Raw genomic sequence first — 26,822 nt, forward strand, 5'->3', positions numbered from 1 at the left:
GGACGTTTACGGAGTTGTTCAGCGCGCTCGGAAGGATATGCGACCTGTTCACTCCCGACGAATGCATGAACTACTTTCGCGCTGCAGGATATGCGCCAGGTTAATCCCGAAATGCTTTAGGCGGCGATGACCTGCGCGCGTTGCGCCTCCATCCCCATGGAGATCAGCCGCGGGGCGCTGTTCTGCGCGTCCTGAAAGCCGGCCTTGTCTTTCAGGCCGCGCCAGTCGGCCAGGATCAGCGATTGCGCCACCGCGCCGCCCATCGTGGTTCCGGGGCCGAGAACGATGAACACGTCGGGCATGAATTCCCGCGCGGCGGTCCGGATCGCGGCGGTGAAATCGTAGGGCGCCACGATCTGGTGGTTCAGCGTATAGGACCAGAGCGCATCCGTGTCGGTGCCGTGCGGCTGCCAGATCGCGCCGCGCCCGTCGATCAGCGGAATGTCGGGCTGGCGGAACATGGACCGCGGCAGACGCGCGCGGGCCTCTTCGGCGACCGGCATCTGAAGCGGCGTGTGAAAGCCCGGATGCCCCTGCAGGCGCAGCGGGAACCGGCCCTGGGTGGCGGGCATTTCACTTTCGAACGCCGCAAGCCCCTTTGCGTTTCCGGCCAGCACGATCATCCCTCCCAGATCGATGGACAGGCAGAGCAGGTGATCGGGGCGCGCGTCGATCTCGGCCATCTTGGACAGGATGCGGTCGCGGGCTTCCGGCAGCGGGCGCCAGTTTTCGTCCATGAAGGGATAGATCGCCTGCCCGCCGGTCAGGCGCTCCTGCATCAGCGTGCTCGTGGTGTTGACGATCTTCAGCCCGTCAATCGGTGTCAGCGCCCCGGCGCAGGCCAGCGCGACATACCAGCCCATCGAATTTCCGGTGATGGCGACGATGTCGAAGGCGGACCGGTCGATGGCGGCGAAATCGCATTGCGCACAGGCATAGATCAGCGACGACGCATTGTCGCCGCGGGTATGGACCGTTGCCGAGAAGCGCGCGGCGCCATCCAGGTCCGAAACCGGGGTCTGTCCCTGCGCGCGGCGATAGTCGTCGAAGCCGCCGACAAGATCCGCGCGGACGGCATGGTGGCGCGCGAGATAGCCCAGTTCCGTCTTGTTGTAGGTTCCGCGCCCCGGCGCGACGATGACGGCTGTCTGTTTCATGCTGCGTTCCAAAGGGTCAGGGAGGCTTCGACGATGGAGTCCCGCGACGGCATCGTGGCCGCATAGGCCGGGCCGGTCGCGATGAAGCTGTCCGTCCCCGTCAGGCGGGCGTGGGGCAGGTCGGTCCGTTCCCCCAACAACGTCATCACCGCCTCGGAGACATTGCCGCTGCGGCGGCATTCGTCCACGATCAGCACCTTTCGGGCCCCTTCAAGTGCTGCGCAAAGACCGTCTTCGGGCAGCGGCGCGATCCAGCGCAAGTCGATGACGCGGGTGTCGATGCCGTGGTCGGCCAGTCTGCGGGCCGCCTGAAGGCTCAGGAAATGCCCGTTGCCATAGGTCACGATGGCCAGCGGTCCGTCGCCGGTCACGCCCACGGACCCCAGCCGCAGACGGTCGCCCGGCTGCGGATAGACCCGCATCCAGCCCTTGTCGCCGTCTTCGTGCAGGTCGCGCATCGGGTAAAGGGCGATCGGCTCGACAAAGACCACCACCCGCTGTTCCTCGCGCGCCAGGCGCACGCATTCGCGCAGCATCCGCACCGCATCCTCCCCGTGGCTCGGCACGGCGACGATCACGCCCGGAATGTCGCGCAGAACCCCCAGAGAATTGTCGTTGTGAAAATGCCCGCCAAATCCTTTCTGATAGCCCAGCCCGGCGATCCGCAGCACCATCGGGTTGGCGAATTGGCCGTTGGAGAAGAACGGCAGGGTCGCGGCTTCGCCACGCAGCTGGTCTTCGGCGTTGTGCAGATAGGCGAGAAACTGGATTTCCGGCATCGGCAGAAACCCGTTGTGCGCCATGCCGATGGCCAGCCCGAGGATCGACTGTTCGTCCAGAAGCGTGTCGACCACCCGGTCCCGCCCGAAGCGGTCACAGAGTTTCTGCGTGACGCCATAGACGCCGCCCTTGCGGCCCACGTCTTCGCCCATCAGGACGATTTCGGGCGTCTCCAGCATCAGATCGGTCAGGGCCCAGTTGATCAGGCGCGACATCGGTTGCGGCTGATCCATCTGGCGCAGGTCGCCGCCGAAGGCGGTTCGGCGGTCTTCCTCAGACGGGCCATTGCGCGGCGCGCAGATGCGGGCGGGCGGCAGGAGGCTGGCCATCACGTCGTCCGCGGTCTTCAGGCGTGGCCGGCTGGCGGCCTCGGCGGAGACGCGGGTGCACCGCGTGTCTGTTTCGTCATAGATGGCGAGCGCCTGATCGGCGGTCAGAACGCCGGATTCGGTCAGCAGGCGGACCGAATGCAACAACGGATCGTCGGCTTCCCAGGCTTCGAATACCTGTTTTTCAAGATAACTTTGCTGAACGTCCGACCCGGCATGCCCATAGAGCCGCACCAGCGAAAGGTGCAGGAAGGCCGGCTTCCGATGGTTGCGGACATAGGCCGCGGCTTCGTGCGCGGCGCGGTAGGTGTCGTAGATGTCCAGCCCGTCGGCGGAAATGTATTTCAGTCCGGGCTTGTGCGCGAAATTCGCCCCGATCCAACCCCGCGGCGTGCGCGTCGAGATCCCGATGCCATTGTCCTCGCAGACAAAGAGCAACGGCAGCGGAACCGACTGGAAGGCGGTCCAGCAGGCGGTGTTGATCGCGCCCTGCGCCGTGGAATGGTTGGCCGAGGCGTCGCCGAAGGAGCACATGACGATACCGTCCGGGGCCAGCGCCCGGTGTTCGGGCGGATGGCGCCGGGCGAGCCCGATGGAATAGGCGGCGCCGACCGCTTTGGGCAGGTGGCTGGCGATGGTCGATGTCTGCGGCGGGATGTTCAGCGGTTTCGATCCCAGCACCTTGTGGCGGCCGCCGGAGATCGGATCTTCGGCAGAGGTCGCGAAACTGAGCAGCATGTCCCATGTCGGCGTGGTTCCGGGAACCTGGGCCGACCGGCGGGTCTGAAACGCACCGTCGCGGTAGTGCAGGAAGGCCATGTCGCTCGGGCGCAGGGCCGCGGCGACGGCGGCCATGCCTTCGTGCCCGGACGATCCGATGGTGTAATATCCCGTTCCCGCCGCCTGCATGCGGCGCGAGGCGCGGTCGAGATTGCGGCTGAGGCACTGGGCCCGAAAGATCTCGACGGCTTCGGTCGGGGTCAGGGGGCCAATGGCCGGGCCGCCCGCCGGAAAGTCGCCGGCCTGCAACCGCGCCCTGAAGCTTTCATGCACGATATCTGCACGGTCCATTCTCGCCTGACTCCCTGTTTGCCGTCTGGCGCACAAAACAGAGGTTGCGCCATGCTGTCCAGACGTTGCGGGCGTTTTGTTTGCCCTGCGCAGCCTAACAATCCGGGGCGCGCCGGGATAGCCTGCGCCGGACATCGAAAGGGACGACGGACATGGCAGGGCCTTTGCAGGGAATCAGGATCATCGACGCGATTACCATGATCTCGGGTCCCCTGGCGACGATGATCCCGGCAGATCAGGGGGCCGAGGTCATCAAGATCGAAAACCCCTGCGGGGGCGATCACAGCCGGCAGGTCGCCGGTCAGGCGCGGCCGGATCAAGGCCCGTCCGGCGGTGCAGCGCGCCATCGACCTTTTCAAGGCCGAGCAGAACCGGGGCCAGCACCGCGCCGACAACAACAGCGTTCTGTTCAACCAGTCGGCCAGGTCGCTTCGACCGAAACCGGACCCGTGAGGCCGGGGGTGATCGATTTATTTTCCGGCAACGCCGGCGGGATCATTCGGAGCGGATCATGAAATTATTGACCGTCTGATAAAATAATGTCTCACTGACGGTCATTGATCAACGGGGGACACTGCAATGAAATCAATGAAAAGCCTGTCGCGCAGGCTGGTTCTGGCCGGCGCGGCATCGGCGGGACTGTTGTTGTCTGCGGGCACGGCAATGGCCGAAGCCGTGAAGGTCGCGGCGATCTATACGCTGCCGGTCGAACAGCAGTGGATCAGCCGCATCCACAAGGCGCTCAATACCGCGCAGGACCGGGGCGACATCGAATATGTCTTCTCCGAAAACGTCGCCAACACCGATTACGAACGGGTCATGCGCGAATATGCCGAACAGGGCGTCGATCTGATTATGGGCGAGGTTTTCGGGCTTGAACGCGCCGCCCGCAAGGTTGCCGCCGACTATCCCGACACCGCCTTTCTGATGGGGTCGTCCTTCGGCCCGGTCGCGCCGAACTTCTCGGTCTTCGACAACTGGATTCACGAACCCAGCTACCTCACCGGCATGGTCGCGGGCGAAGCCACCGAGAGCAACATCATCGGCATGGTCGGCGGTTACGCCATCCCCGAGGTCAACCGCCTGATGAACGCCTTCATGGAAGGGGCGCGGGCGGTGAACCCCGATGTCACCTTCCTCGTCAACTTCATCGACAGCTGGTACGACCCGCCCAAGGCCAAGGAAAGCGCCTTCGCGATGATGGATGCGGGGGCCGACATCATGTATGCCGAACGCTTCGGCGTGGCCGATGCCGCCGTCGAACGCGGGGTCAAGGCGGTGGGCAACGTGATCGACACCGCGTCCGACTACCCGAACACCATCCTGACCAGCGCGCTCTGGCACATGGAGCCGACCATCGACAAGGCCATCGCCAATGTCGCCGCCGGCAATTTCGAGGCGGCGGATTACGGGCAATACAGCTTCATGGGCTATGGCGGCGGCTCGATCGTGGTCGACGAGGCCCTCGTGCCGCCCGAGGTGATCGAACAGGTGCGCCAGACCGAGACCGAGATCATGGAAGGCATGTTCCGCGTCAATGTGAACGACGACCGTCCGGTCTCCGACCAGTAAGCGGGGCAGGGCCGGGCATCCCCGGCCCGCCTGAACCCCACCTGAACCCATGACCGCCCCGCTCGTCCTCTCGCTCAAGGCGCTGTCCAAGCGCTTCGGCAGCGTCATTGCCAATGACGCGGTCAGCCTCGATCTGCATCGCGGCGAGGTGCTGGCGCTGCTCGGTGAAAACGGCGCCGGCAAGACCACGCTGATGAACATGCTGTTCGGCCATTACATGCCCGACAGCGGCGGCATCGACCTTTATGACGCCGCCGGAAACGCCCATCCGCTGACCCTCGGCCATCCGCAGGCGGCGCTGGCGGCGGGGATCGGCATGGTGCATCAGCATTTCGCCCTGGCCGAAAACCTCACCGCGCTCGACAATATCGCGCTCGGCTCCGAACCGCTCCTGTCCCTGCGCCGCGACCGCGCCCGCACCCGCGCCAAGGTCGAGTCGATCATGCAACGCAGCGGCCTCACTGCGCCGCTCGACACGCCGGTGGGCCGGCTCTCGGTCGGCGAACGCCAGCGCGTCGAGATCCTCAAGGCGCTCTATCGCGATGCCCGCATCCTGGTGCTTGACGAACCCACCGCCGTCCTCACCCCGCAAGAGGCCGACAGCCTGTTTCACAGCATCGGCGCGATGACCCGCGACGGCCTTTCGGTCATTTTCATCTCCCACAAGCTGCGCGAGGTGCTGGCCTTTTCCCACCGCATCGCGGTGCTGCGCCACGGCGTCAAGGTCGGCGAAATGGCCACCGCCGAGGCCGACGACCGCGCCATCGCCCGGATGATGGTCGGCGCCGACACGCCGACCACCCCGCGCGAACCGATGCAACCCGGCGCCCCGGTGCTGCATCTCGACAAGGTCACCCTCACCGGCACATCCGCCCGCGACCGCCTGCAGGACGTGACCCTCACCGTCCACGCGCATGAGGTTCTGGGCATCGCCGGGGTCTCGGGCAACGGCCAGTCCGCGCTGGCGGGCGTGATCTCGGGCCTGCGCGCCCCCGATCGCGGCACGATCAGCGTCGCGGGCACGCCCATCGCCCATCCCGACCCGCGCGCGATGATCCGCGCTGGCATAGGCCGCATCCCCGAGGATCGCCACCATGACGGCATCGTCGGCGCGATGAGCGTGGCCGAAAACATGGTGATCGAACGGCTGGACGAGCCCGGCATCCAGACCAACGGCCTGTTGAATCGCGAGGCCATCGCCGAAAACGCCAGAACCCTGTCCAAATCCTATGACGTGCGCGGCCCCGGCATCGACGCCGCCGCGCGCCTGCTCTCCGGCGGTAATATCCAGAAACTGATCCTCGCCCGCGTTTTCGAGCAGGATCCGAATCTGATCCTCGCCAACCAGCCCACCCGGGGGCTGGACATGGGCGCCGCGGCCGAGGTCGGGCGGCGGCTGCTTGAGGCCCGCAAGCGCGGGGCCGGGGTGCTGCTCATCTCCGAGGATCTCGACGAGATTCTCAGCCTCGCCGACCGCATCATGGTGATCCATGACGGCCACCTGACCGAGGTCACGACCCGCGACCGCGAACAGATCGGCCTCGCCATGACAGGAGAACCCGCATGATCCGGATCGAGCCGCGCCCGGCCCCCCCGCGCCTGCTCACCCTCGGGGTGCCGGTGCTCGCCGCCCTCATCGCGCTGGCGCTGGCCGCCCTGCCGCTCGCCTTTGCCGGGGCCGACATCGCCACCGCTTACGGCGAGATGTTCAAGGGCGTGTTCGGCTCGCTCTTCGCCTTTTCCGAGATGCTCACCCGCGCCACGCCGCTGATCTTCACCGGCCTCGCCGCCGCGCTCGCCTTCCGCGCGAGGCTCTGGAACATCGGCGCCGAGGGGCAGCTCTATCTCGGCGCCATGGCCGCCGTCGCCATCGGCGCGGGGGCTATCGACGCCCCGGCCATCATCCTGATCCCCCTGATCGTGATCCTCGGCGCCGCCGCCGGGGCCGCCGGCATGGCCGTGCCCGCGCTGCTGAAAACCCGCTTCGGTGCCGACGAGGTGGTGACCACGCTGCTCCTCAACTTCGTCATCCTGATCTTCGTGCAGATGATGCTCGAAGGCCCGCTCAAGGACCCGATGGGCTTGGGGTGGCCGCAATCCTCCCCGATCCTCGATCAGGGCATGCTGCCCACGCTGATCGACCGGATGCGTGTCCATGCCGGCCTCATCCTCGCCCTGATCGCCGCCGGTATCGCGCAGTTCATGCTGGCCCGCTCGGTCTGGGGCTTCCGCCTGCGCGCGGTCGGGGAAAACGCCGCCGCCGCGTGTCATGCGGGCATCCGGGTCAACCGCACCCTGATCGGCGTCGCGCTGATCTCGGGCGCGCTCGCGGGGCTGGCGGGCGTCGGCGAGGTCGCGGGCCTCAAGGGCTATCTCACCGCCGATCTGTCGCCAGGTTTCGGTTACACCGGCATCGTCGTCGCCATGCTCGCGGGGCTCTCCCCCGTGGGCGTGGTGATCGCGGCGCTGTTCATCGCCAGCGTCTTCGTGGGGGCCGACAGCATGAGTAGGGCGATGGGTGTCTCTTCCTATCTCGCCGATCTGGTGGTCTCGATGTCGCTCCTCTGCGTGCTGATCGGCGGCTTCTTCGCCCGCTACCGCCTAGTGCGCGCAGCAAAGGCCCCGGCATGATGGACCTCCTGCAAATCCTCGTGTCCGACTCCTTCTGGGCCGCCTCCCTGCGCATTGCGACGCCGCTTATCTTCGGCGTGCTCGGCGCGCTGCTCTGCGAGAAATCCGGCGTCCTCAACCTCGGGATCGAGGGCATCTTCGCCGCCGGGGCCATGGCCGGCTGGATGGCGGTCTGGCTCGGCGCGGGTCTCTGGGGCGGGGTGCTGGTCGCCGCCCTCGCGGGCGCCTTCTTCGGCCTCATTCATGCCATCCTCACCGTGCCGCTTGGCCTGTCGCAGCATGTCTCGGGGCTCGGCGTCACGCTGTTTGCCACCTCGGTCAGCTATTTCATCTACCGCACGGCACTGCCCAACGTCACCTCGCCGCCCCGGATCGAACCCTTCCGCGCGCTCGACATTCCCCTGCTCTCCGATCTCCCCTTCCTCGGCCCGGTCCTGTTTCAGCAGACCGCGCTCACATGGCTCGCCCTCATCATGGTGGCGCTGGTCTGGTATGTGCTGAACCGCACGGCACTCGGCATCGCGATCCAGGCGGTGGGCGACAACCCGGACAGCGTCGATGCACAGGGCCTCTCGGTCTACGGGCTGCGCATCGGCGCGGTGGTCGCGGGCTCGGCCCTCATGGCACTGGGCGGGGCTTTCCTCACCATGTCGGCTTTCGACGCCTTCTTCTTCGGCATGGTCAACGGGCGCGGCTGGATCTGCATCGCGCTGGTGATCTTCGCCAGCTGGCGCCCCGGCAAGGCGCTCTTGGGCGCGCTCCTCTTCGGGGCGTTCGACGCGCTGCAGGTGCGGCTCCAGACCGAGGTCGGCGCGCTGGTGCCGGGGCAGGTGTTTCTCATGGCCCCCTATATCCTGTCGATCATCGCGCTGGTTATCGCCGCCCGCAAGGCCGACTATCCCCGCGCGCTCCTGACCCCGTGGTTCAAGGGCCAACGCTGAAAGGCATGCCATGTTCGACCTGATCCTGAAAAACGCCACCCTGCCCGACGGGCGCAGCGGTCTCGACATCGCCTGCGCCAAGGGCGCCATCGCCGCCGTCGAACCGGGCATCACGGCGGAGGCGCGTGAGGTGATCGACGCCGCCGGCCACCTCGTCTCGCCGCCCTTCGTCGATCCGCATTTCCACATGGACGCCACCCTGTCGCTCGGCACGCCCCGCATGAACAGCTCCGGCACACTGCTCGAAGGCATCGCGCTCTGGGGCGAGTTGAAACCGATCCAGACCGTCGAGCAGATCATCGCCCGCGCCCTGCGCTACTGCGATCTCGCCGTGTCGATGGGCCTCGGCGCGATCCGCTCCCATGTCGATATCTGCGATGACGAGTTGAAAGGGGTCGAAGCCCTGCTTGACGTGCGCCAGCAGGTCGCCCCCTATCTCGACCTGCAACTGGTCGCCTTCCCGCAGGACGGGGTGCTGCGCGACCCGACCGCGATGGACAACCTCAAACGCGCGCTCGACATGGGCATCGACATCGTCGGCGGCATCCCGCATTTCGAACGCACCATGGCCGACGGTGCCGAGTCTGTCCGCCAGCTTTGCGAGATCGCCGCCGACCGGGGCCTGATGGTCGATATGCATTGCGACGAAAGCGACGACCCCTTGAGCCGCCATATCGAAACCCTCGCTTTCGAGGCCCAACGGCTCGGGCTGCAGGGCCGGGTGACCGGCTCGCACCTGACCTCCATGCATTCGATGGACAGTTATTATGTCTCCAAGCTGATCCCGCTGATCGCCGAGGCCGGGGTCCACGCCATCCCCAACCCGCTGATCAACATCATGCTGCAGGGACGGCACGACACCTACCCGAAACGCCGTGGCCAGACCCGCGTGCCCGAACTGCGCGAGGCCGGAATCACCGTCGGCTTCGGCTCCGACTGCGTGATGGACCCGTGGTATTCGCTCGGCCGCGCCGACATGCTCGACGTGGCGGCGATGGGCCTGCATGTGGGGCAACTCTCCAGCCGCGCCGACATGCGCTGGTGCTTTGACGCGGTGACGGTGAATTCCGCAAGGGTCATGGGGCTTGACGGCTACGGGCTCGCTCCCGGTTGCGCCGCCCACATGGTGCTGTTGCAGGCGGTCGACCCGATCGAGGCCATCCGCCTGCGCGCCACCCGCCTTGCCGTGATCCGCGCCGGACAGGTCATCGCCCGCACCCCCGCGCAGGTCGCCACCCTGACGCTGCCGGGTCGCCCGGAGACTGTCGATCCGGCGGCCTATGCACCCGGCACATCCGCATGAAAGGCAACGTGCCCGACCGGACCGGCGCGCGGCGACCGCGCCAAATATCTTGAATTTTTGATGTATTCGATCCTAGACTGGGCGCGCGCCGACCGGCATCAGCACAAAGGTATCGAGTGTCGATTGTAAGCTACAGTAAAATCAAGCGGAATCGGCAGGAGACGGAACGCGATCTGGCAAAGATCCTCCTCAGGGCGATTCTGGATCAGACGGATCCGAAGGTGCAGAGAGTTCTGGTCGACAAGCTTGGAACCGGTCCTTTAGGGGCTCAGGTAGCTGGCTGTATAGACGGGCTATCTCGATTGGGTCTGACTGTTCGGGCGCTTCCAGAAACTCGGCCAGCGATGAACCCAGAAATTTCGCGACGGTCTCGGCGTCCCTGATCGGCAGCATCGCGCCCGGTTCGGACAGCACGCGTTCCAGGTTCGGGCGTGCAACGGACGTTCCGGCCGCGATGGTGTCAATGGACAGGCCACTGCTGGCCAGGGCGTGCGAAAATGCGGAGCGAAACGTTCTGGCCATGGCCCATACTCTGAAACAACGTCTCGAAGATTAGCCAAAGAAGACCCCGCCTGTCGCCCTTCCCGTCGGGTCAGGTTCCCTTGGAAGCTGGGAATTCGACCGGGCCGCCGTGGTCTTTCCAGGTCGAAAACCCCTCCTTGAGATGCGCGGCCTCGAACCCCATCTCCTGAAGCGTGGCGACGGAAAGCGCGGATCGCCATCCGGAAGCGCAGTGAAAGAGAAACGTCTTGTCCAGGCCGAAAACCTCTTTGAAATAGGGGCTTTCGGGATCGACCCAGAATTCCAGCATGCCGCGCGGGCAGTGGAAACTGCCGGGAATGAAACCGGACCGCTGCCTTTCCCGCACGTCGCGCAGATCCACGATTACGACGTCCGGATCCTCGACCATGCGGATCGCATCGGGCGTTTCGATTTCCTTGATGCGACTGCGGGCGTTGGCGACCATTTGGGCGACCGATGTGGTCAATCCGGGCATTTCACGTTCCTTGTTTCGATATTGGATACAGTTGCGGGCACCATGTTCATTGCCGGTAAAGCAGGGACAAATCAAGCTTCCGAGCGTCGGCCCCTGTCTTGTCCGGCCTGGCGGAAGCAAACCGCCCTGCCGCGCACGCCTCCGATCCGGTTCGGAACATTCGATAAAACGGCGAAACGGGCGCCTTATTGGCAAGCGACAAGGCCAGATTCGTCACCGGGGAGTCAATTCATGGCGACAGCGGATGGCCGGACCCGCACTGCACCCGCTGAACGCAGATCTTGCGCCGGCGGCGGCAGGAAACGGGCGCGAATACCCTTGCCAATCGCGGCGGGAAAGCGGACCGTGACCAAAGGGCAGACGTGATCTGCCCATTTCCTGTGCGAGGTGCCTGCATGATGGGCGCAACCGGTCGCCTGTTCGTTTTCCCCCGCGCCAGAGGCACGTGCAAATTGCCCCCGCAGCGTAGTGGATCAATCTGAGGCCATGATACGAAAACCCGAAACCTTCGACGAGATGCTGGCGGACCCGCACACGGCGCGGTCGCCCTACAGCGCATATTTCAACTGGTTCGGCAGCGAGAACCTGAAGCATCTGCGGCGCAAGTCTGCCGATGCCGAAGCGTTTTTCCGGCGTATAGGCATCACCTTCAACGTCTACGGCCAGGACGAGGCGGACGAACGGCTGATCCCGTTCGACATCGTGCCGCGGATCATCGCCGCGGACGAATGGACGCGGCTGGAACGGGGCACCGAACAGAGGGTCCGCGCGATCAATGCCTTCCTGCATGACATCTACCATCGGCAGGAAATCATCCGGGCCGGTCGGATTCCTCGGGAGATCATTGCCGGCAACGCCGCCTACCTGCCGGAGATGATAGGTGTCGATCCACCCGGCGGGGTCTATACCCACGTCGTCGGCGTCGATCTGGTCAGGACAGGCGAGAATGATTTCTTCGTTCTGGAAGACAATGCCAGAACGCCTTCGGGCGTGTCCTACATGCTGGAAAACCGCGAAACCATGCTCCAGATGTTTCCGGAACTGTTCACGCAGCTTCGGGTGCGCCCGGTGTCGCGCTACCCGCAGTTGCTTCGCCGGTCGTTGGCGGATTGCGCCCCGCCGGGGTTCTCGGGCGGAAAGCCGACGGTTGCGGTGTTGACGCCCGGCATCCACAACTCGGCCTATTTCGAACATTCCTTCCTCGCCGACCAGATGGGGGCGGAACTGGTGGAAAGCCAGGACCTGCGCATCGAGAACGGCCGGGTCGTGATGCGTACGACCGAAGGCTATCACCCCATCGACGTGTTGTACCGGCGCGTGGATGACGAATACCTGGACCCGTTGACCTTCAATCCGGAAAGCCTGCTTGGCGTTCCCGGTATCATGGATGTCTACCGCGCCGGCAACATCACGATCGCGAACGCGCCGGGCACCGGGATCGCGGATGACAAGGCGCTTTATTCCTACATGCCGGAGATCGTCGAATTCTACACCGGCGAATCGGCAATACTGAAGAACGTGCCGACATGGCGCTGTTCGGAGGCGGATTCGCTGGCCTACGTGCTGGAGAACCTGAAGGATCTGGTGGTCAAGGAAGTGCACGGATCCGGCGGCTACGGCATGCTCGTCGGCCCCGCGGCCAGCAAGAAGGAACTGGCGGCTTTCGAAGCCAAGCTGCGCGCTCGGCCCGGAAATTACATCGCCCAGCCGACGCTGGCGCTGTCGACGGTGCCGATCCTGACCAAGTCCGGGCTGGCCCCGCGCCACGTCGATCTGCGCCCCTTCGTCCTGGTGTCGCCGGACCGCATCGACATGACGCCGGGCGGGCTGACGCGCGTGGCGCTCAAGAAAGGATCGCTGGTGGTCAATTCCTCGCAGGGTGGCGGCACCAAGGACACCTGGGTTTTGGAAGGATAGACCATGATGCTGGGCAAGACCGCAGGCGGCCTGTTCTGGATGTTCCGCTATCTGGAACGCGCCGAAAACACCGCTCGGCTGCTGGAAGCCGGATGGCGAATCGCGCTGACACGGTCGGGTGCCGCACCCGGCGAATGGCAAAGCGTGATCGCGACGGCGGGCATGACCAGTGCCTATCTCGCGGAGCACGAGACCTACGACGCCGCGCAGGTGATCGATTTCCTGCTGCGCGGCAAATCCAACCCGTCCAGTGTGCTGAATTCGCTCGCCAGCGCCCGCAGCAATGCCCGAACGGTGCGCACCGCCCTGTCAAGCGAGGTCTGGGAGGCGACGAACGAATGCTGGATGGAAGCCAAGTCCATCCTGTCGCGTCCGATCTCGGAGCGGAATCTGCACGACACGCTGGCCAAGATCCGGTTCCGCAGCGCCGTTGTCAGGGGCGCGCTGCACGGAACCATGCTGCGCAACGACATCTTTTCCTTTGCGCGTCTGGGAACGTTCATCGAACGGTCCGACAACACCGCCAGGATCCTGGACGTGAAATACTACGTCCTGCTGCCCTCCGCCTCCCTGGTCGGCACCATGATCGACAACGCGCAATGGGAAACCATCCTGCGGTCGGTGTCGGCGGAACAGTCCTATCACTGGCTGAACGGCGGTCAGACCTCGCCGCTCGGCATCGCGGATTTTCTCATCCTGGACCGGCGCATGCCCCGGTCGCTGTCCTTCTGCTGTCTCAAGATCGCGGACAACCTGGCGCAACTGGAACAGGAATACGATTCGCGAAAGGAGTGCCACGACATGTCCGACGAAATCTGCAACCGGATGTTCGGCAGCACGATCGAGACGATCTTCGAAGGCGGGCTGCACGAGTTCCTGAGCAAGAGCATCGCAGACATGGGTCAGCTCGCCACCCTGATCGAGGCCGATTACAGGTTCTACAGGTAAGTCGATGCAGCTAAGAATAAATCACGTCACCACCTATACGTACAGCGAGCCGGTCTTTTACGCGCTCCAGCAATTGCGCCTGACACCGCGCAGCGGGCATGGCCAGACCGTTCTGGAGTGGTCCTCGGTGATTTCCGGCGGCACCAAGCAGCTGAGCTTTGACGACCAGTTCGTCAATCACACCGAACTCGTGCTGGTCGATGAGGGCGTTCAGACGATCGAGATCGTCAGTTCCGGCGTGGTCGATGTCGTCGACCGGCACGGGATCACCGGCCGGCACAGGGGATTCGCGCCGGTCTGGCTGTTCGAAAGCGCGACGCCGATGACCGAGGCGGGTCCGAACCTGCGCCAGCTGGCCCGCGAGGTGAAATCCGAAACCGATTCCGGCGACGTGTTGGGCCGTCTGCATGCTCTGTCGGCCCGGATCGCGCAGTCCGTGCGCTATGAAACCGGCCGTACCGAAGTGACGACCAAAGCGGAATCCGCGCTGGCGGCGGGGCACGGGGTCTGCCAGGACCATGCGCAGATCATGATTTCCGTCGCCCGGCTTCTCGGCCATCCGGCGCGGTATGTCAGCGGTTACCTGATGATGAACGACCGGGTCGAACAGGATGCGACCCATGCGTGGTGCGAAGTCTGGGATGAAACGCTTGGCTGGATCGGCTTTGACGTGTCCAACGGGATCGCCCCGGATGACCGGTATGTGCGCGTTGCCGTCGGGCGCGACAGCCGGGATGCCGCCCCGATCATGGGGCTGCGCCAGGGCGCCGGGACGGAGGATCTTCATGTTTCCTTGCAAGTTCAGCAATAGAATGCTTCAGATGCGCTGATCCTGGGAAGGCACGGCACGAATGACATATTGCGTTGGGCTCATGCTGAACAATGGGCTGGTGTTCATGTCCGACACGCGGACGAACTCCGGTGTCGACAATATTTCCACATTTCGCAAGATGTTCACCTGGCACACGCCGAACGAACGCTGCATCACGCTGCTGACCGCCGGGAACCTGGCGACGACACAGGCGGTGGTCAGCCTTCTGGACGAACGGATCAAGGATCCCGGAGACCGCAATCCGGGCATTCTCGAAGCCAAGTCGATGTTTCAGGTGGCCACGCTGGTCGGAAAGCTGCTGAGGGACGTGATCGCGTCCAACGCCCAGACCGGACAGAGCGCCGACGCCACCTTCAACGCGACAATGATCCTTGGCGGCCAGATCGGCGAAGGCGCGCCGCGCCTGTTCATGATCTATCCCGAGGGCAATTTCATCGAAGCCAGTTTCGACACGCCGTTTTTCCAGATCGGGGAAACCAAATACGGGCGGCCGATCCTCGTGCGGGCCTATGCCCCGGAAATGAGCTTTGAGGACGCCATCAAGCTACTGCTCGTGTCCTTTGATTCGACGATCAAGGCGAACCTGTCGGTGAGCCTGCCGCTCGATGTGCATGTCTATGAAAAGGATTCGCTCGTCCTGGGGCGGGTCTATCGCGTCCAGCCGGACGATCCGTATTTCGACCAGATATCGACCGGCTGGGGTGTCGCCCTGCGCAGCGCGTTCTCCGAACTTCCGGCGTTCCGGTTCCCGGACGCGGAGTGCTGACGGAACGCGGCCGGGCGACGGAACGGGGGCGCGGGCCGTCCTGTCTGATACCGCGCGGTCGCGCCTTGCCTTTCACTTGGATCGACTGGCCAAACGGTTCTTGGCGGGGGCGCAAGCGGTGGAGATCCGGAGGATTGTTGCGTTCGCGCGAGACTCCGGCCGCTTTATCGTCCTGATCCGCAGGGAAACCGGTAATCCCGGCCGGTCACGCCGTCAGGCTGGCATGGATGCCTGCGGCGCAGAACGCCACCAGCCCGTCGATGCTGTCGGTTGCGGAGGGGGTCGCGCCCAGGGTCTCGATCCGCCAGGACGACGTCAGCAACGCCAGCATCGCCGACACGGAATAGACAAAGCCCGAGGCAATCGCCGCCCGTGGCGCGGCAGGATACAGGGCCGCGATTTCGTCGATGAACCGGTTCGCTGTCGGGTCGAAGCAATCGGCCGCGATCTCGCGCCAGCGCGGGTCGGCCGAGACATGCGCGACCAGCCGGCCATAGGCCACCCATTGCCGTCCGCCGGTGCGGGCCTTGTCGAGATAGGGTCCGAAAAAGCATTCCAGGATGCCCCGAAGGTCGAGAGGTGCCGCCGATTTTCGCTCGGACAGCAAATCCAGACGCAAGGCCGACAATTCGGAGGCGCGCCGCTGGACCGTCTGCGCGAAAAGCTCTGCCTTGCCGCCGCCATGATGATGCACCAGGCCGACAGGCGTTTCGGCGGCGGCGGCGATGTCGCGGATCGTTGCGCCATCGAATCCCTTTTCGGAAAACACGCGTTCGGCCGCGTCCAGTATCCGTTCCCGCGACCGGACCGCCCGCTTTGACGGCGCGCGTTGGCGTTTCTTTTCAAAGGTTAGTCTCTCACTCATAAATTCAGCTTGCCTTATATTGAACATTTGTTCAAGTTAGCGGAAATTTTTTTCCGATGGAGGCCGGTTTGGCTGAGACACGCGAACAGTTCGCCCTGATCGGGGCGGGACCGATGGGATTGGCCGCCGCCAAGACCCTGATCGAACAGGGCATCGCCTTTCAGGGGTTCGAACTGCATTCCGACGTCGGGGGGCTTTGGGACATCGAAGGCCCGAAATCCACCATGTATGAAAGCGCTCACCTGATTTCCTCAAAGCGGATGACCGAGTTCACGGATTTTCCGATGCGCGACGAGGTGGCGGAATACCCCTCCCACCGTGAGATGAAGCGATACTTCAGCGCGTTCGCCGACCATTTCGACCTGCGGCGCCATTTTCGGTTCGGCGCGGAAGTGCTGCGGACAGAGCCCCTGGGCGAGGATGGCGATGGCTGGCGGGTCGTCTGGCGCGACGGCGATGACGAGCACGAGGCGGTTTTCGCCGGGGTGATGATCGCCAATGGCACCCTGTCGGAACCCAACATGCCGCGGTTCAAGGGCGAATTCGCCGGGGAACTGATTCACGTGTCGGACTATCGCCACGCCAGCCGCTTCGACGGCAAGCGGGTATTGATCGTCGGCGCGGGAAATTCCGGCTGCGACATCGCGGTCGATGCAATTCACCACGGGGCAAGCTGCGACCTGTCGATGCGGCGCGGCTACTACTTCGTCCCGAAATACGTGTTCGGCAAGCCGGCGGACACCATCGGTGGCGCGATCAAGCTGCCGCTCTGGTTGAAGCGGCGCATCGACAAGCTGATCCTGGGCTGGTTCACCGGAAATCCGCAGAAATACGGGTTCCCGAAACCGGATTACGCGATGTACGAAAGCCATCCGGTGGTGAATTCGCTCGTCCTGTATCACGCAGGGCACGGAGACCTGCGCGTGCGCGCGGATATCGACCGCCTGTACGGTCACACCGTGCATTTCGTGGATGGCACACAGGGCGACTATGACCTGATCCTCGCGGCGACGGGCTACCGGCTACACTATCCGTTCATCGACTCGGCACTGTTGAACTGGCAGGGCGATGCGCCGCATCTGTTCCTGAACGCAATGCATCCGCAGCGGGACGACCTGTTCGTCCTTGGCATGGTCGAAGCCACCGGACTGGGCTGGCAGGGGAGGCATGAACAGGCCGAAATGGTGGCCCGCTACATTGCCGGCCTGCGCATGGGACGCAACGAGGCACGCCTTCTGCAGGCGGAAAAGGCCGATGGATACACACGGGCGACGGGTGGCATGAACTATCTCGACGTGTCGCGCATGGCATATTACGTCGATAAGGACACCTATCGCCGGTCGGTCAACGCCTGGATCCGAGCCCTGGGCGGTCTCCGGGCATGAGCGGGATCGATGAAGCGGTCCTGAACTTCAGCCCCGGATCGCTGATGTTGCTGAACGGCATCTTGGCCGTGGTCATGTTCTCGGTGGCGATCGACCTAAGGCCGGATGATTTCCGGCGGCTGGCCCACGCACCCAAGGCGCTGATCGTCGGGCTCGTGTCGCAGTTTCTCGTGCTGCCGGCTCTGACCTTCGCGCTGGTCAGCCTGACGCAGCCGCGCCCGTCCATCGCCCTGGGGCTGATCCTCGTCGCGGCCTGTCCGGGCGGCAACATCTCGAACTTCATCACGCACCGGGCAGGCGGCAACGCGGCGCTTTCCGTGTCGATGACCGCCTTTGCCACGGTCGGCGCGATCCTGATAACGCCGCTGAACATTGCGTTCTGGGGCGGGCTCTACGAGCCGACCCGCCGCATCCTGCAACAAACGCATATCGATCCGGTCGCGGTAGCTGTGACGGTCGGCCTGATGCTGATCCTGCCGCTGATCCTCGGGGTGACGCTGAACACGGTGCGCCCGCAGGCGGCCAACCGCATCCGCAAGCCGGTCCAGTTGCTGTCCTTCGGGATCTTCATCGCGTTCGTGGTGCTGGCGCTGGCCGCGAACTGGGGCTTCTTCCTGCAATTCGCCGGGGCCGTCGCCTTCCTGGTCATCCTGCATAATGCGCTCGCGCTGGGAGGCGGATACGCCTCGGCTGCCCTGGCCGGGTTGTCGCCATTCGATCGCCGCGCGATCACGATCGAAACCGGCATCCAGAATTCCGGCTTGGGGCTGGTATTGATCTTCGGCTTTTTCGGAGGGTTGGGCGGCATGGCGGTCGTCGCGGCATTCTGGGGAATCTGGCACGCGATTTCCGGGCTGGCGCTCGCCGGACTTATGAACCGGACGGAGGCGGCGCGATGACACGAATTCTGATCACCGGCGCGGCGGGCATGATCGGGCGCGCCTTGCTGCGCGGCCTCCGGGGACATGACGTGATCGCCACTGACCTGAACATGCCCGCGGATGCCCCGAAAGAGATCAGGTTCCGGCGCATGGATGTCACCGGGCCGGATGCCGCAAGGATCATCGCAGAGGAAAAACCCGATGTGATCGTGCACCTGGCCTCGATCGTGTCGCCGCCCAAGGGCATGAGCCGGGAAACCGCCTACGCGGTGGATGTGACGGGCACCCGCAACGTGCTTGACGCGGCGATTGCCAGCGGCGTGCGGCGGCTGGTTGTGACGTCGTCGGGCGCGGCTTACGGGTATCACGCGGACAATCCCGTCCCGCTGCGCGAAACCGATGCCCTGCGCGGCAACGACGAATTCCCCTATGCCCATCACAAGCGCCTCGTCGAAGAGATGCTGGCGAAAGCGCGCCGGGATGCGCCGCATCTGGAACAGGTGGTGCTGCGGGTCGGCACCGTGCTGGGCGCCGGAACCGAGAACCAGATCACGGCGCTGTTTCACAAGCCGCGCCTCCTGGCGGTGCGCGGCAGCGAAAGCCCGTTCGTGTTCATCTGGACAGAGGATCTGGCGCGCATCCTGCTGCGCGCATCGACCGATGGCCCCGCGGGGATCTTCAATGTCGCGGGCGACGGCGCCATGGGCGTGAGCGAACTCGCCGCGGCTCTGGGCAAACCGGTCCTGCGTTTGCCCGCCGCCGCCTTGCGTCTGGCCCTTGGCGCGCTTCGCCCGCTCGGGCTGAGCCGATATGGGCCGGAACAGGTCCGGTTTCTCCAGTATCGGCCGGTGCTCGACAACGCGGCGCTGAAGTCGGACTTCGGCTATGTCCCGGCCAAGACGAGCGCCGAGGTGTTCGATCTCTGGAAGACGGAGGCGGGGCTATGAAATCTGCCGTCATTTCCGGCGGGGCCGGCGGATTGGGGCGCGCTCTGGCAAAAGGGTTGCAGGATCGCGGCTGGCGGACCTTCCTGCTCGATCTCGACATTTCCGGTCTTCAAAGCACGGCGCTCCAGATTCCCATCGCCTGCGACCTGACCGATCCGGCGCAGTTGGATGCCGCCACGCGGGCAATCATCGCGGCATCGCCGAACATCGACCTCGTCATCTACAATGCGGGCGTGACCCAGATCGGCGCGTTTTCGGATTTGACCGAGGCGGCCCACCGGCGCGTTTTCGAGATCAACTATTTCTCGGCGGTGGCGCTGGCCAGGGCGCTTCTGGACCCGGTGCGCAAGGCCGGGGGAACCCATCTCGCGATTTCTTCGGTTGCGGGATTTGCGCCGCTCTACCACCGGACAGCCTATGCGGCGTCCAAGCACGCGCTCGAAGGGTTCTTCAAGTCCCTGCGCTCCGAGGAGGCGCCCTTTGGCGTGCGCTGCCAGATCGCCGCCCCGTCCTTTGTCGCGACCAATGTCGGCCGGCCTGAACGTCAACCCGACGGGCTCGCGCGACCCGGGTCCGCTCCGGACGGGGTCGACCTGATGACGCCCGAGGACGCCGCGTCGGACATCCTTCGGGGGATGGACAGGGCGGCACCGATGATCCCGGTGGGGCGGGTGGCCCGGCTGGCATGGTGGATCAACGGGCTGTCGCCGCGCCTGTTGCAGCGGCTGATGGACCGCAACATCCGGGGCGCCTGATCCGGGCCGTCTGCCAGTGCGGGCAATGCGACGTTCCTCCCCCTTGTCGCGCCGCATGGAATAGGCCACCAATGCAGGCGGTAACATTGTCCGCCGCATGGCGGCTTCCCTTTTTCCGGAGTCGGACCGATGGCACTGGCCTATGTCAAAACCGAAGCGCGCGGTGAAACCGATCGGCTGCTGACCGCCCTCGCGGGACAGCTGATGGAACAGGGCGTGAGGGTGAGCGGTGTCGTGCAATCCAATGTCGCCTGTTCGGACAACGATCTCTGCGACATGGACGTTCAGGTCCTTCCCGCCGGGCCGAGCATCCGGATTTCGCAGTCGCTGGGCCGGGGGGCGCGCGGATGCCGTTTGGACCCGGAAGCCCTGGAAAGGGCGGTCGGGCTGGTGTCCCGAACGCTTGCGGACGGGCCGGATATTCTGATCGTCAACAAGTTCGGCAAGCACGAAGCGGACGGGCGCGGGTTCCGCCCGCTGATCGGCGAGGCGATGCTGGCGGGCATTCCGGTCCTGACAGCGGTCAATGCGACGAACGAGGCCGCGTTTCGGAACTTTGCCGAAGGTCTGGCGCAGCAGCTGCCCGCCGATCTGCACCACCTGGTGTCCTGGTATGACGCCCTGGCCGTGGCCGATGCCACCGCCTGAAACCGGGGTCCGGGCCGGGACCGCGACGCACCGGGTCATGTCCGGTTTCAGAACCGGGCGTCGCACTCGGGCGATGGCGCGCTGAAAAACCGGGAGAGCGGAAAAGATGCCCAGGGACATCGTGCGGGCGGGCGTGGATATCGGCGGGACCTTCACCGATGTCGTTCTCGAACGGGGTGACAGCCGGGTGTCGGCCAAGGTCCTGACGACCCATGCGGCCCCTGAAGATGCGATCATGGAGGGGCTTCGCAAGGTCTGCACCAGGCTGGCCATCGATCCCGGCGAAATCCGCCAGATCATTCACGGCACCACCCTGGCCACCAACGCCCTGATCGAACGGCGCGGGGCCAAAACGGCGCTGGTGACGACGCAGGGCTTTCGCGACGTGATCGAGATGCGCACCGAATCCCGGTTCGAACAATACGATCTCAACCTGGTGCTGCCCGAGCCGCTGTTGCCGCGCAACCGTCGCTATACCGTCGCGGAAAGGCTGGATGCGCGGGGAAAGGTGCTGGTTCCGCTGGAGCGGGCGGAAATTGTTGATCTGGCTGCCGAACTGCGCGATGCCGCATACGAAAGCGTCGCCATCGGGTTTCTCCATTCCTATGTGAATGGCGTCCATGAACAGCGCGTCCGCGAGGTGTTCGCCGAACATCTGCCCGGAGTCATGTTGTCGCTGTCCTCCGAAGTGTCCCCGCAGATGCGTGAATACGAACGCTTCAACACGACCGTCGCCAATGCCTATATCAAGCCTCTGATGAAAACCTACCTGGATCGGTTGGCCGGACGGTTGCAGGCTGCCGGCGTCGCCTGTCCGATCCTGCTGATGCATTCCGGCGGCGGTCTCATTTTGCTGGAAAGCGCGGCGGAATTTCCCGTGCGCCTCGTGGAATCCGGCCCGGCTGGAGGCGCGGTGTTCGCCGCCGACATTGCGGCGCGGCATGGGCTGGACAAGGTGCTTTCCTTTGACATGGGTGGAACGACCGCGAAGATCTGCCTGATCCGCGACCAGACGCCCAAGACCGGCCGCGTGTTCGAAGTGGCGCGTTCTTATCGCTTCAAGAAAGGATCGGGGATGTCGATATCGATTCCCGTCATCGACATGGTCGAAATCGGTGCCGGCGGGGGATCGATTGCGCATGTGGACGGGATGAACCAGATCCGGGTCGGCCCGGAAAGCGCCGGATCCGATCCCGGCCCTGCCTGCTACGGGCGTGGCGGAAACCGGCCCGCCGTCACCGATGCCGACCTGTTGCTCGGCAGGCTCGACCCGGACGGGTTCGCTGGCGGTTCGATCACGCTGGATCGGGGCGCGTCGGTATCGGCCATGCAAAACGGTCTTGGCGACAGGCTTGGCATGGGCGCTGCCGAAGCGGCCTGGGGTCTGTCCGAAGTGGTGGACGAGAACATGGCAAACGCCGCCCGCGTCCACGCGGTGGAAAACGGCGAGGACCTGTCGGACTACACCATGATCGCGTTCGGCGGCGCGGCTCCGCTTCACGCCGCGCGACTCTGCGAGAAGCTGGGTATCGACCGATGTCTCGTGCCGCGCGGGGCCGGCGTCGGTTCCGCGATCGGGTTTCTGCGCGCGCCGTTCAGTTTCGAGGCGAACCGCAGCCTGTTCATGAAACTGTCCGCTTTCGACAGCGCCCGCGCCGCCGCCTTTTTCGAAGGGCTGGAAGACGAAGCCACCCGCTTTGTGCGCAGTTGCGCCGGCGATGCCGAGATCCTGATCGAACACCGGGTCTACATGCGGTATTCGGGGCAGGGATGGGAAATTCCGGTCCGTCTGACCCCAGGCCAGGCGCGCGTTCCGGATGCCTCCGTATACCTGAAGCTGTTCGAAGACGGTTATGCGCGGCTCTTTGGCCGCAGCGTGCAGGGGGCCGAAGCCGAGATTGCCGTGTGGTCCGTCAATGCGTTCACGCGCACCGCCGCGGCGCAACCTGAAGCGGCGGTTGCGCTGGCCTCCGCCCTGGAGACGGAGGGCATGCGCCCGCTGTTTGACCCGGCGGCGGGCAGGGTCCGCGACGCGGGTATTCACGCGCGAAACCGGTTCGGGACCGGCGAACATGTCAGCGGTCCCGCGGTCATCACCGAAGAGGAAACCACCATCGTCCTGCCCGTGGACGGATACGCCGTCGCGCTGGCGGACGGTTGCATCGACATGCGCAAGTTCCCCGCCGGGACGGAGGGCAAGCATGGCTGACATTCCCCGCGTTGCCTGCCAGGTCATGTGGAATCGCCTGCTTTCGGTGGTCGAGGAACAGGCGCGGGCCCTGGTGCGCACCGCGTTTTCGACCAGTGTGCGCGAGGCGGGAGATCTGTCCGCCGGAGTCTACGATGCCGAGGGACGCATGCTGGCGCAGGCTGTGACCGGCACGCCGGGCCATGTGAACGCGATGGCCGATGCGGTGCCGCATTTCATCCGCCGTATCGGGCGCGACAATATTTTCGATGGAGATGTCTATATCACCAATGATCCGTGGGAAGGCACCGGACATCTGCATGACTTCACCGTGGTCACGCCGTCCTTTCATGCCGGTGCCTGCGTCGGTTTTTTCGCCTGCACCGCCCATGTGGTGGACATCGGCGGGCGGGGATTCGGCGCGGATGCGAATTCCGTCTATGAAGAAGGGCTCTACGTCCCGATCATGAAATTCGCCGACCGTGGAACCATCGACGCGACCCTGGTGCGGATCATCCTCGCCAACGTGCGCGAACCGGATCTGCTGATCGGCGATATCCATGCGCTGGCGAGTTGCAATGAAATCGGCCACCGCCGCCTCGTCGGCATGATGCGGGAATTCGGCCTTGCCGACCTCGCGGGAATCGCGGAATTCATCCTCACCCATTCCCGCAGCGCCACGCTCGACAGGATCGCGGCTTTGCCTCGGGGGGAAAGCACTGGCGCGATGCGGATCGACGGATACAGCCGGCCGATCGACCTGCGGGTGCGTCTCAGCGTTGCGGAAGACCATGTTCTCTGCGACTTCGCCGGCACCTCGGGCGTGGACGAAAAGGGCATCAACGTGCCCCTTGTCTACACCAAGGCCTATGCCTGCTATGCGCTGAAATGCGCGATTGCGCCGGAGATCCCGAACAATGCCGCGTCACTGGCGCCGTTCCGGATCGTCGCGCCGGAAAACAGCATCGTGAACGCGGTGCATCCGGCGCCGGTCGCCTTGCGCCACGTGATCGGCCACATGATTCCGGACACGGTCTTTGATGCGCTGGACAAGATCCTTCCCGATACCGTGCCCGCCGAGGGTGCCGGCAGCCTGTGCAATTTCCAGCTGTCCCTGCGTCCGCGCAGCGGCGGACGGGCGGGCGAGGATGCCGGGCGCGCCGAGGTTCTGATGTTCAATTCCGGCGGTTCGGGCGCGCGGCCGGCCCTGGACGGAATGAATGCGACGGCGTTTCCGTCCGGGGTCATGACGATGCCGGTCGAGGCCACGGAACAGGTCGGCCCCGTGATCGTCTGGCGCAAGGAACTGCGGCCTGACAGCGGCGGCGCGGGCGTGTTTCGCGGTGGACTCGGCCAGTTCATTGATGTCGGTGCGCGGGAAGGGCATGAGTTCGACATCCAGGCGATGTTTGACCGGGTCGACCACCCGGCCCGCGGACGGCGGGGCGGGCAGCCGGGCGCGTCCACGACGATCGCCCGGAGCGATGGCGTGCCGATGCGCGGCAAGGGCAAGCAGTTCGTGCCGGATGGGCATCGGGTGATCATGGGTTTCCCCGGCGGCGCGGGCTATGGAGAGGCGCGCGACCGCGAACCCGAAAGAGTGCGGCGCGATCTCGCCCTTGGCTACATCACGGCTGACGCGGCCCGGACGGTTTACGGTCTGGCCGAGGACGACATCGCGGCGACCCTGGCCCGCGCGAGGAAAGGAGAGATTTTCTGATGGCGGTTTCCAGCATGTTTCCAGCCCCGAGCCGGACGAGCTATGACGTGGTGATCGTCGGCGGAGCGATGCTCGGATCCGCGACTGCTTGGTTTCTGACCCGGACACCGGGGTTCGATGGCCGGGTTCTGGTCATCGAACGCGATCCGACCTATGCGGCCTGTTCGACCGCCCATACGAATTCCTGCATCCGCCAGCAGTTCAGCAGCGCGCTGAACGTGCAGATCTCGCAATTCGCGGCCGAGTTGATCAAGGATTTCCGCGGCTGCATGGGGGACGATCCGCGTGTGCCGGACCTGTCCATTCAGAACTTCGGCTACATGTATCTTGCCGATACCGAAGCCTTCGCCGATGTCCTGCGCGCGAACCAGAAAATCCAGCAGGCGGCCGGGGCCGGAACCCGGTTGCTGACCTCGGACGAGATCCGGTGCGAATATCCGTTCTACGCCCTCGATGACATCGTGCTGGGCAGTATCAATCGCAAGGACGAAGGCTATTGGGACGGGGGAACGGTGTTTGACTGGTTCCGCCGGGGGGCGCGCGAGCACGGTGTCGAATACATTGGCAACGAAGTCGTGGCCCTGACCCGCGACGCCGCCGGCACGATGGTGCAAAGCGTGACGCTGAAAACCGGCGAGGTGATTTCCTGTGGGCATGTCGTCAACGCCTCCGGGCCGCGCGCCGCGCGGACGGCGCGCATGGCCGGGATAGAGATCCCGGTCGAACCTCGCAAAAGGTTCACCTGGATCTTTTCGGCGGAACGGCCGCTGGACCGCGATTTGCCGCTGACCATCGACCCCAGCGGCGTCCATGTGCGCCAGGACGGCCCGGCCACCTACATGGCGGGCGGGCACGCGGATCACGACCCGGCGGTGGATCCGGATGATTTCGCCATGGATCACGGGCTCTGGGAAGGCCATGTCTGGCCCGCGATCGCCACCCGCATTCCGCAATTCGAGGCGATCCGGGTCATCACCGAATGGGTCGGCCACTACGCCTACAACACGCTGGACCAGAACGCGATTGTCGGGCCGCATCCCCGGCTCGGGAACTTCCTGTTCGTCAACGGGTTCTCCGGCCACGGATTGCAGCAGGCGCCCGCCATGGGGCGCGGCATCGCCGAATGGGTGTCCTATGGCCACTATCGGAGCCTCGACCTATCACCGCTGCATTTCGACCGGATCGAACGCGGCATGCGCCATGAAGAACTGGCCGTCATCTGATCGTCCTTCCGCGCGGCAGGCAGGCGGTCCAGGATCCTCCCGGCAACGCGGACGTTCGGCCGACGGAACCGCGATGCCCAGGCGGATCGTATCGATCGGTCAGTTCAAGACCGTGCGGACAGGGCAGGGGCCGGGCCGGAAATTTCCGGACAGAGCGGCTCCAACGCGATGAGCACGTGGGCGGACCCGTCCTGAACCGGATCGACGATCGCCAGTGACGCGCCCTGGCGTCGTGTCAGGACAACCCGCGCATGGGTCAGAATGCCGGTATCGGACATCAGGACAGCCAGGTGCGTTTCGGGTGCGGCCCGTCCGTCTTGCCGCACGGCGCGCTCATCCACGGGATGCTTCCTCGTATCGGGCAAGGCGGGAAAGCGGTAGCTGTCCCCGACCATCAGGTCGTCCGGCGATTTCAAAGTGTCCTTGAAGAAGACCCCTTCGACGACCTTGATGTCCTCAAGCGCCACGTAGCGGAGAATGTGATGCCGGGGGCTGCCGCCCAATCGCTGCGTTTCCGGCGCGGGCAAGCCGAAAGCCGCGTTGATCGCCGTGGTGCCCGCACGATCCGGCATGGCCCGCCGTTGCGGCGCCAAAGTGTCCCTTGCAGTCTTCGCCCGCCGGGGAAGCCCGCTTGACGGGGCTTTGGTTGGTCGCAATCCGGCCGCCATGATCCTTCGGGTTGCCTTGTAGCTGTGTTTCTGTTTCGTTCCGAAATGCATAACGCCCAAAACCTTAACAATTCGTCGGCGGTGAAGCGAAACCTTTTGTTCCGGAACCGCGATTTTCGATTGCGGCACTTTCTGGTGCCTGCGGATAGTGTGATTAATGGTTTGTTCGCAGTAGACTAGGAGAGTTCGTCAAACCCCTGGTAGAACCGGTTCCAGGTCGGAGAGATCAGGATTTCGTTCAGGCAGACATGCGGCGGCATTTCGGCGACGAACCGGACCGTTTCCGCCAGGTCGTCCA

General features: G+C 64.7%; 24 protein-coding genes. 18 read left to right on the forward strand and 6 right to left on the reverse strand.

The window, feature by feature from the left end; genetic code table 11:
• Positions 1–116 precede the first annotated feature (116 nt).
• Entirely contained in the window at positions 117–1,157 is a 1,041-nt protein-coding gene (locus QO034_RS21170; RefSeq protein ID WP_284487511.1) for an ACP S-malonyltransferase, read from the reverse strand.
• Positions 1,154–3,337, reverse strand: a complete 2,184-nt coding sequence (locus QO034_RS21175) for a dehydrogenase E1 component subunit alpha/beta (RefSeq protein ID WP_284487512.1) — start codon at positions 3,335–3,337, stop codon at positions 1,154–1,156. Before QO034_RS21175 ends, QO034_RS21170 begins: the two co-directional genes overlap by 4 nt.
• 152 nt (positions 3,338–3,489) lie before the next feature.
• On the opposite strand from QO034_RS21175, the gene QO034_RS21180 reads away from it, so the two are divergent.
• The 6 genes from QO034_RS21180 (at position 3,490) to QO034_RS21205 (ending at position 9,784) form a co-directional block, all read left to right on the forward strand.
• Positions 3,490–3,852: a CoA transferase gene (locus tag QO034_RS21180; protein WP_284487513.1), complete on the forward strand. Its 363-nt coding sequence runs from the start codon at positions 3,490–3,492 to the stop codon at positions 3,850–3,852.
• A gap of 64 nt (positions 3,853–3,916) precedes the next feature.
• Entirely contained in the window at positions 3,917–4,909 is a 993-nt protein-coding gene (locus QO034_RS21185) for a BMP family protein (RefSeq protein ID WP_284487514.1), read from the forward strand.
• Positions 4,910–4,958: 49 nt separating this feature from the next.
• Positions 4,959–6,476 carry an ABC transporter ATP-binding protein gene (locus QO034_RS21190; protein WP_284487515.1) on the forward strand — a complete coding sequence of 506 codons (1,518 nt, stop codon included), beginning with the start codon at positions 4,959–4,961 and terminating at the stop codon, positions 6,474–6,476.
• On the forward strand, positions 6,476–7,540 hold the full coding sequence (locus QO034_RS21195) for an ABC transporter permease (protein WP_407696800.1): 1,065 nt from the start codon (positions 6,476–6,478) through the stop codon (positions 7,538–7,540). Before QO034_RS21190 ends, QO034_RS21195 begins: the two co-directional genes overlap by 1 nt.
• Positions 7,540–8,481, forward strand: a complete 942-nt coding sequence (locus QO034_RS21200; protein WP_284487533.1) for an ABC transporter permease — start codon at positions 7,540–7,542, stop codon at positions 8,479–8,481. The genes QO034_RS21195 and QO034_RS21200 overlap by 1 nt, the downstream gene beginning before the upstream one ends.
• 10 nt (positions 8,482–8,491) lie before the next feature.
• Positions 8,492–9,784 carry an amidohydrolase family protein gene (locus tag QO034_RS21205; protein WP_284487517.1) on the forward strand — a complete coding sequence of 431 codons (1,293 nt, stop codon included), beginning with the start codon at positions 8,492–8,494 and terminating at the stop codon, positions 9,782–9,784.
• Positions 9,785–9,973: 189 nt separating this feature from the next.
• On the opposite strand, the gene QO034_RS21210 is transcribed toward QO034_RS21205, so the two are convergent.
• Together QO034_RS21210 and QO034_RS21215 are read right to left on the reverse strand one after the other, a co-directional pair.
• Complete coding sequence (locus QO034_RS21210) at positions 9,974–10,306, reverse strand: hypothetical protein (RefSeq protein ID WP_284487518.1); 333 nt, start codon at positions 10,304–10,306, stop codon at positions 9,974–9,976.
• A gap of 70 nt (positions 10,307–10,376) precedes the next feature.
• Positions 10,377–10,781 (reverse strand): rhodanese-like domain-containing protein, encoded by a 405-nt coding sequence (locus QO034_RS21215; protein ID WP_284487519.1) that lies wholly within the window; start codon positions 10,779–10,781, stop codon positions 10,377–10,379.
• A 486-nt stretch (positions 10,782–11,267) separates the two neighbouring features.
• On the opposite strand from QO034_RS21215, the gene QO034_RS21220 reads away from it, so the two are divergent.
• From QO034_RS21220 to QO034_RS21235, 4 genes are read left to right on the forward strand one after another with little or no spacing between them, the layout of a single operon-like run.
• Positions 11,268–12,698: a circularly permuted type 2 ATP-grasp protein gene (locus tag QO034_RS21220; protein WP_284487520.1), complete on the forward strand. Its 1,431-nt coding sequence runs from the start codon at positions 11,268–11,270 to the stop codon at positions 12,696–12,698.
• Between the two features lie 6 nt (positions 12,699–12,704).
• Entirely contained in the window at positions 12,705–13,646 is a 942-nt protein-coding gene (locus tag QO034_RS21225; RefSeq protein ID WP_284487534.1) for an alpha-E domain-containing protein, read from the forward strand.
• A gap of 4 nt (positions 13,647–13,650) precedes the next feature.
• On the forward strand, positions 13,651–14,457 hold the full coding sequence (locus QO034_RS21230; RefSeq protein ID WP_284487521.1) for a transglutaminase family protein: 807 nt from the start codon (positions 13,651–13,653) through the stop codon (positions 14,455–14,457).
• A gap of 40 nt (positions 14,458–14,497) precedes the next feature.
• Positions 14,498–15,244 carry a proteasome-type protease gene (locus tag QO034_RS21235; RefSeq protein ID WP_284487522.1) on the forward strand — a complete coding sequence of 249 codons (747 nt, stop codon included), beginning with the start codon at positions 14,498–14,500 and terminating at the stop codon, positions 15,242–15,244.
• A 205-nt stretch (positions 15,245–15,449) separates the two neighbouring features.
• Here the strand turns inward: QO034_RS21235 and QO034_RS21240 are convergent, their stop codons facing one another.
• On the reverse strand, positions 15,450–16,109 hold the full coding sequence (locus QO034_RS21240) for a TetR/AcrR family transcriptional regulator (RefSeq protein ID WP_284487523.1): 660 nt from the start codon (positions 16,107–16,109) through the stop codon (positions 15,450–15,452).
• A gap of 68 nt (positions 16,110–16,177) precedes the next feature.
• Between QO034_RS21240 and QO034_RS21245 the strand changes: the two genes are divergently transcribed.
• The 8 genes from QO034_RS21245 (at position 16,178) to QO034_RS21280 (ending at position 25,856) form a co-directional block, all read left to right on the forward strand.
• A complete protein-coding gene (locus tag QO034_RS21245) occupies positions 16,178–17,494 on the forward strand; it encodes a flavin-containing monooxygenase (protein WP_284487524.1) in 1,317 nt (438 codons plus the stop codon).
• Positions 17,491–18,393 (forward strand): bile acid:sodium symporter family protein, encoded by a 903-nt coding sequence (locus QO034_RS21250; protein ID WP_284487525.1) that lies wholly within the window; start codon positions 17,491–17,493, stop codon positions 18,391–18,393. Before QO034_RS21245 ends, QO034_RS21250 begins: the two co-directional genes overlap by 4 nt.
• The gene (locus QO034_RS21255; RefSeq protein ID WP_284487526.1) at positions 18,390–19,322 is read left to right on the forward strand and encodes an SDR family oxidoreductase; all 933 of its coding nucleotides are present in this window, start codon (positions 18,390–18,392) and stop codon (positions 19,320–19,322) included. The genes QO034_RS21250 and QO034_RS21255 overlap by 4 nt, the downstream gene beginning before the upstream one ends.
• Positions 19,319–20,077, forward strand: coding sequence for an SDR family NAD(P)-dependent oxidoreductase (locus tag QO034_RS21260; protein ID WP_284487527.1), 759 nt, complete (start codon positions 19,319–19,321; stop codon positions 20,075–20,077). The genes QO034_RS21255 and QO034_RS21260 overlap by 4 nt, the downstream gene beginning before the upstream one ends.
• A 129-nt stretch (positions 20,078–20,206) precedes the next feature.
• Positions 20,207–20,725, forward strand: coding sequence for a DUF2478 domain-containing protein (locus QO034_RS21265; RefSeq protein WP_284487528.1), 519 nt, complete (start codon positions 20,207–20,209; stop codon positions 20,723–20,725).
• A gap of 106 nt (positions 20,726–20,831) precedes the next feature.
• On the forward strand, positions 20,832–22,934 hold the full coding sequence (locus QO034_RS21270; RefSeq protein ID WP_284487529.1) for a hydantoinase/oxoprolinase family protein: 2,103 nt from the start codon (positions 20,832–20,834) through the stop codon (positions 22,932–22,934).
• On the forward strand, positions 22,927–24,633 hold the full coding sequence (locus tag QO034_RS21275) for a hydantoinase B/oxoprolinase family protein (protein ID WP_284487530.1): 1,707 nt from the start codon (positions 22,927–22,929) through the stop codon (positions 24,631–24,633). The genes QO034_RS21270 and QO034_RS21275 overlap by 8 nt, the downstream gene beginning before the upstream one ends.
• Positions 24,633–25,856, forward strand: a complete 1,224-nt coding sequence (locus tag QO034_RS21280; protein ID WP_284487531.1) for an NAD(P)/FAD-dependent oxidoreductase — start codon at positions 24,633–24,635, stop codon at positions 25,854–25,856. Before QO034_RS21275 ends, QO034_RS21280 begins: the two co-directional genes overlap by 1 nt.
• Before the next feature lie 104 nt (positions 25,857–25,960).
• Here QO034_RS21280 and QO034_RS21285 read toward each other — a convergent pair whose 3' ends face one another.
• Positions 25,961–26,428, reverse strand: coding sequence for a hypothetical protein (locus tag QO034_RS21285; protein WP_284487532.1), 468 nt, complete (start codon positions 26,426–26,428; stop codon positions 25,961–25,963).
• Between the last annotated feature and the right edge of the window lie 394 nt (positions 26,429–26,822).

Origin of the sequence: Sedimentitalea xiamensis (assembly GCF_030164465.1) — a bacterium.
Classification (GTDB): domain Bacteria; phylum Pseudomonadota; class Alphaproteobacteria; order Rhodobacterales; family Rhodobacteraceae; genus Sedimentitalea; species Sedimentitalea xiamensis.

Excerpts from the sequence above, each read along its gene's own strand:
- QO034_RS21170 (WP_284487511.1), bottom strand. The coding sequence starts at position 1,157 with ATGAAACAGACAGCCGTCATCGTCGCGCCGGGGCGCGGAACCTACAAC.
- QO034_RS21175 (WP_284487512.1), bottom strand. The coding sequence starts at position 3,337 with ATGGACCGTGCAGATATCGTGCATGAAAGCTTCAGGGCGCGGTTGCAG.
- QO034_RS21180 (WP_284487513.1), top strand. The coding sequence starts at position 3,490 with ATGGCAGGGCCTTTGCAGGGAATCAGGATCATCGACGCGATTACCATG.
- QO034_RS21185 (WP_284487514.1), top strand. The coding sequence starts at position 3,917 with ATGAAATCAATGAAAAGCCTGTCGCGCAGGCTGGTTCTGGCCGGCGCG.
- QO034_RS21190 (WP_284487515.1), top strand. The coding sequence starts at position 4,959 with ATGACCGCCCCGCTCGTCCTCTCGCTCAAGGCGCTGTCCAAGCGCTTC.
- QO034_RS21200 (WP_284487533.1), top strand. The coding sequence starts at position 7,540 with ATGGACCTCCTGCAAATCCTCGTGTCCGACTCCTTCTGGGCCGCCTCC.
- QO034_RS21205 (WP_284487517.1), top strand. The coding sequence starts at position 8,492 with ATGTTCGACCTGATCCTGAAAAACGCCACCCTGCCCGACGGGCGCAGC.
- QO034_RS21210 (WP_284487518.1), bottom strand. The coding sequence starts at position 10,306 with ATGGCCAGAACGTTTCGCTCCGCATTTTCGCACGCCCTGGCCAGCAGT.
- QO034_RS21215 (WP_284487519.1), bottom strand. The coding sequence starts at position 10,781 with ATGCCCGGATTGACCACATCGGTCGCCCAAATGGTCGCCAACGCCCGC.
- QO034_RS21220 (WP_284487520.1), top strand. The coding sequence starts at position 11,268 with ATGATACGAAAACCCGAAACCTTCGACGAGATGCTGGCGGACCCGCAC.
- QO034_RS21225 (WP_284487534.1), top strand. The coding sequence starts at position 12,705 with ATGCTGGGCAAGACCGCAGGCGGCCTGTTCTGGATGTTCCGCTATCTG.
- QO034_RS21230 (WP_284487521.1), top strand. The coding sequence starts at position 13,651 with ATGCAGCTAAGAATAAATCACGTCACCACCTATACGTACAGCGAGCCG.
- QO034_RS21235 (WP_284487522.1), top strand. The coding sequence starts at position 14,498 with ATGACATATTGCGTTGGGCTCATGCTGAACAATGGGCTGGTGTTCATG.
- QO034_RS21240 (WP_284487523.1), bottom strand. The coding sequence starts at position 16,109 with ATGAGTGAGAGACTAACCTTTGAAAAGAAACGCCAACGCGCGCCGTCA.
- QO034_RS21250 (WP_284487525.1), top strand. The coding sequence starts at position 17,491 with ATGAGCGGGATCGATGAAGCGGTCCTGAACTTCAGCCCCGGATCGCTG.
- QO034_RS21255 (WP_284487526.1), top strand. The coding sequence starts at position 18,390 with ATGACACGAATTCTGATCACCGGCGCGGCGGGCATGATCGGGCGCGCC.
- QO034_RS21260 (WP_284487527.1), top strand. The coding sequence starts at position 19,319 with ATGAAATCTGCCGTCATTTCCGGCGGGGCCGGCGGATTGGGGCGCGCT.
- QO034_RS21265 (WP_284487528.1), top strand. The coding sequence starts at position 20,207 with ATGGCACTGGCCTATGTCAAAACCGAAGCGCGCGGTGAAACCGATCGG.
- QO034_RS21270 (WP_284487529.1), top strand. The coding sequence starts at position 20,832 with ATGCCCAGGGACATCGTGCGGGCGGGCGTGGATATCGGCGGGACCTTC.
- QO034_RS21275 (WP_284487530.1), top strand. The coding sequence starts at position 22,927 with ATGGCTGACATTCCCCGCGTTGCCTGCCAGGTCATGTGGAATCGCCTG.
- QO034_RS21280 (WP_284487531.1), top strand. The coding sequence starts at position 24,633 with ATGGCGGTTTCCAGCATGTTTCCAGCCCCGAGCCGGACGAGCTATGAC.
- QO034_RS21285 (WP_284487532.1), bottom strand. The coding sequence starts at position 26,428 with ATGCCGGATCGTGCGGGCACCACGGCGATCAACGCGGCTTTCGGCTTG.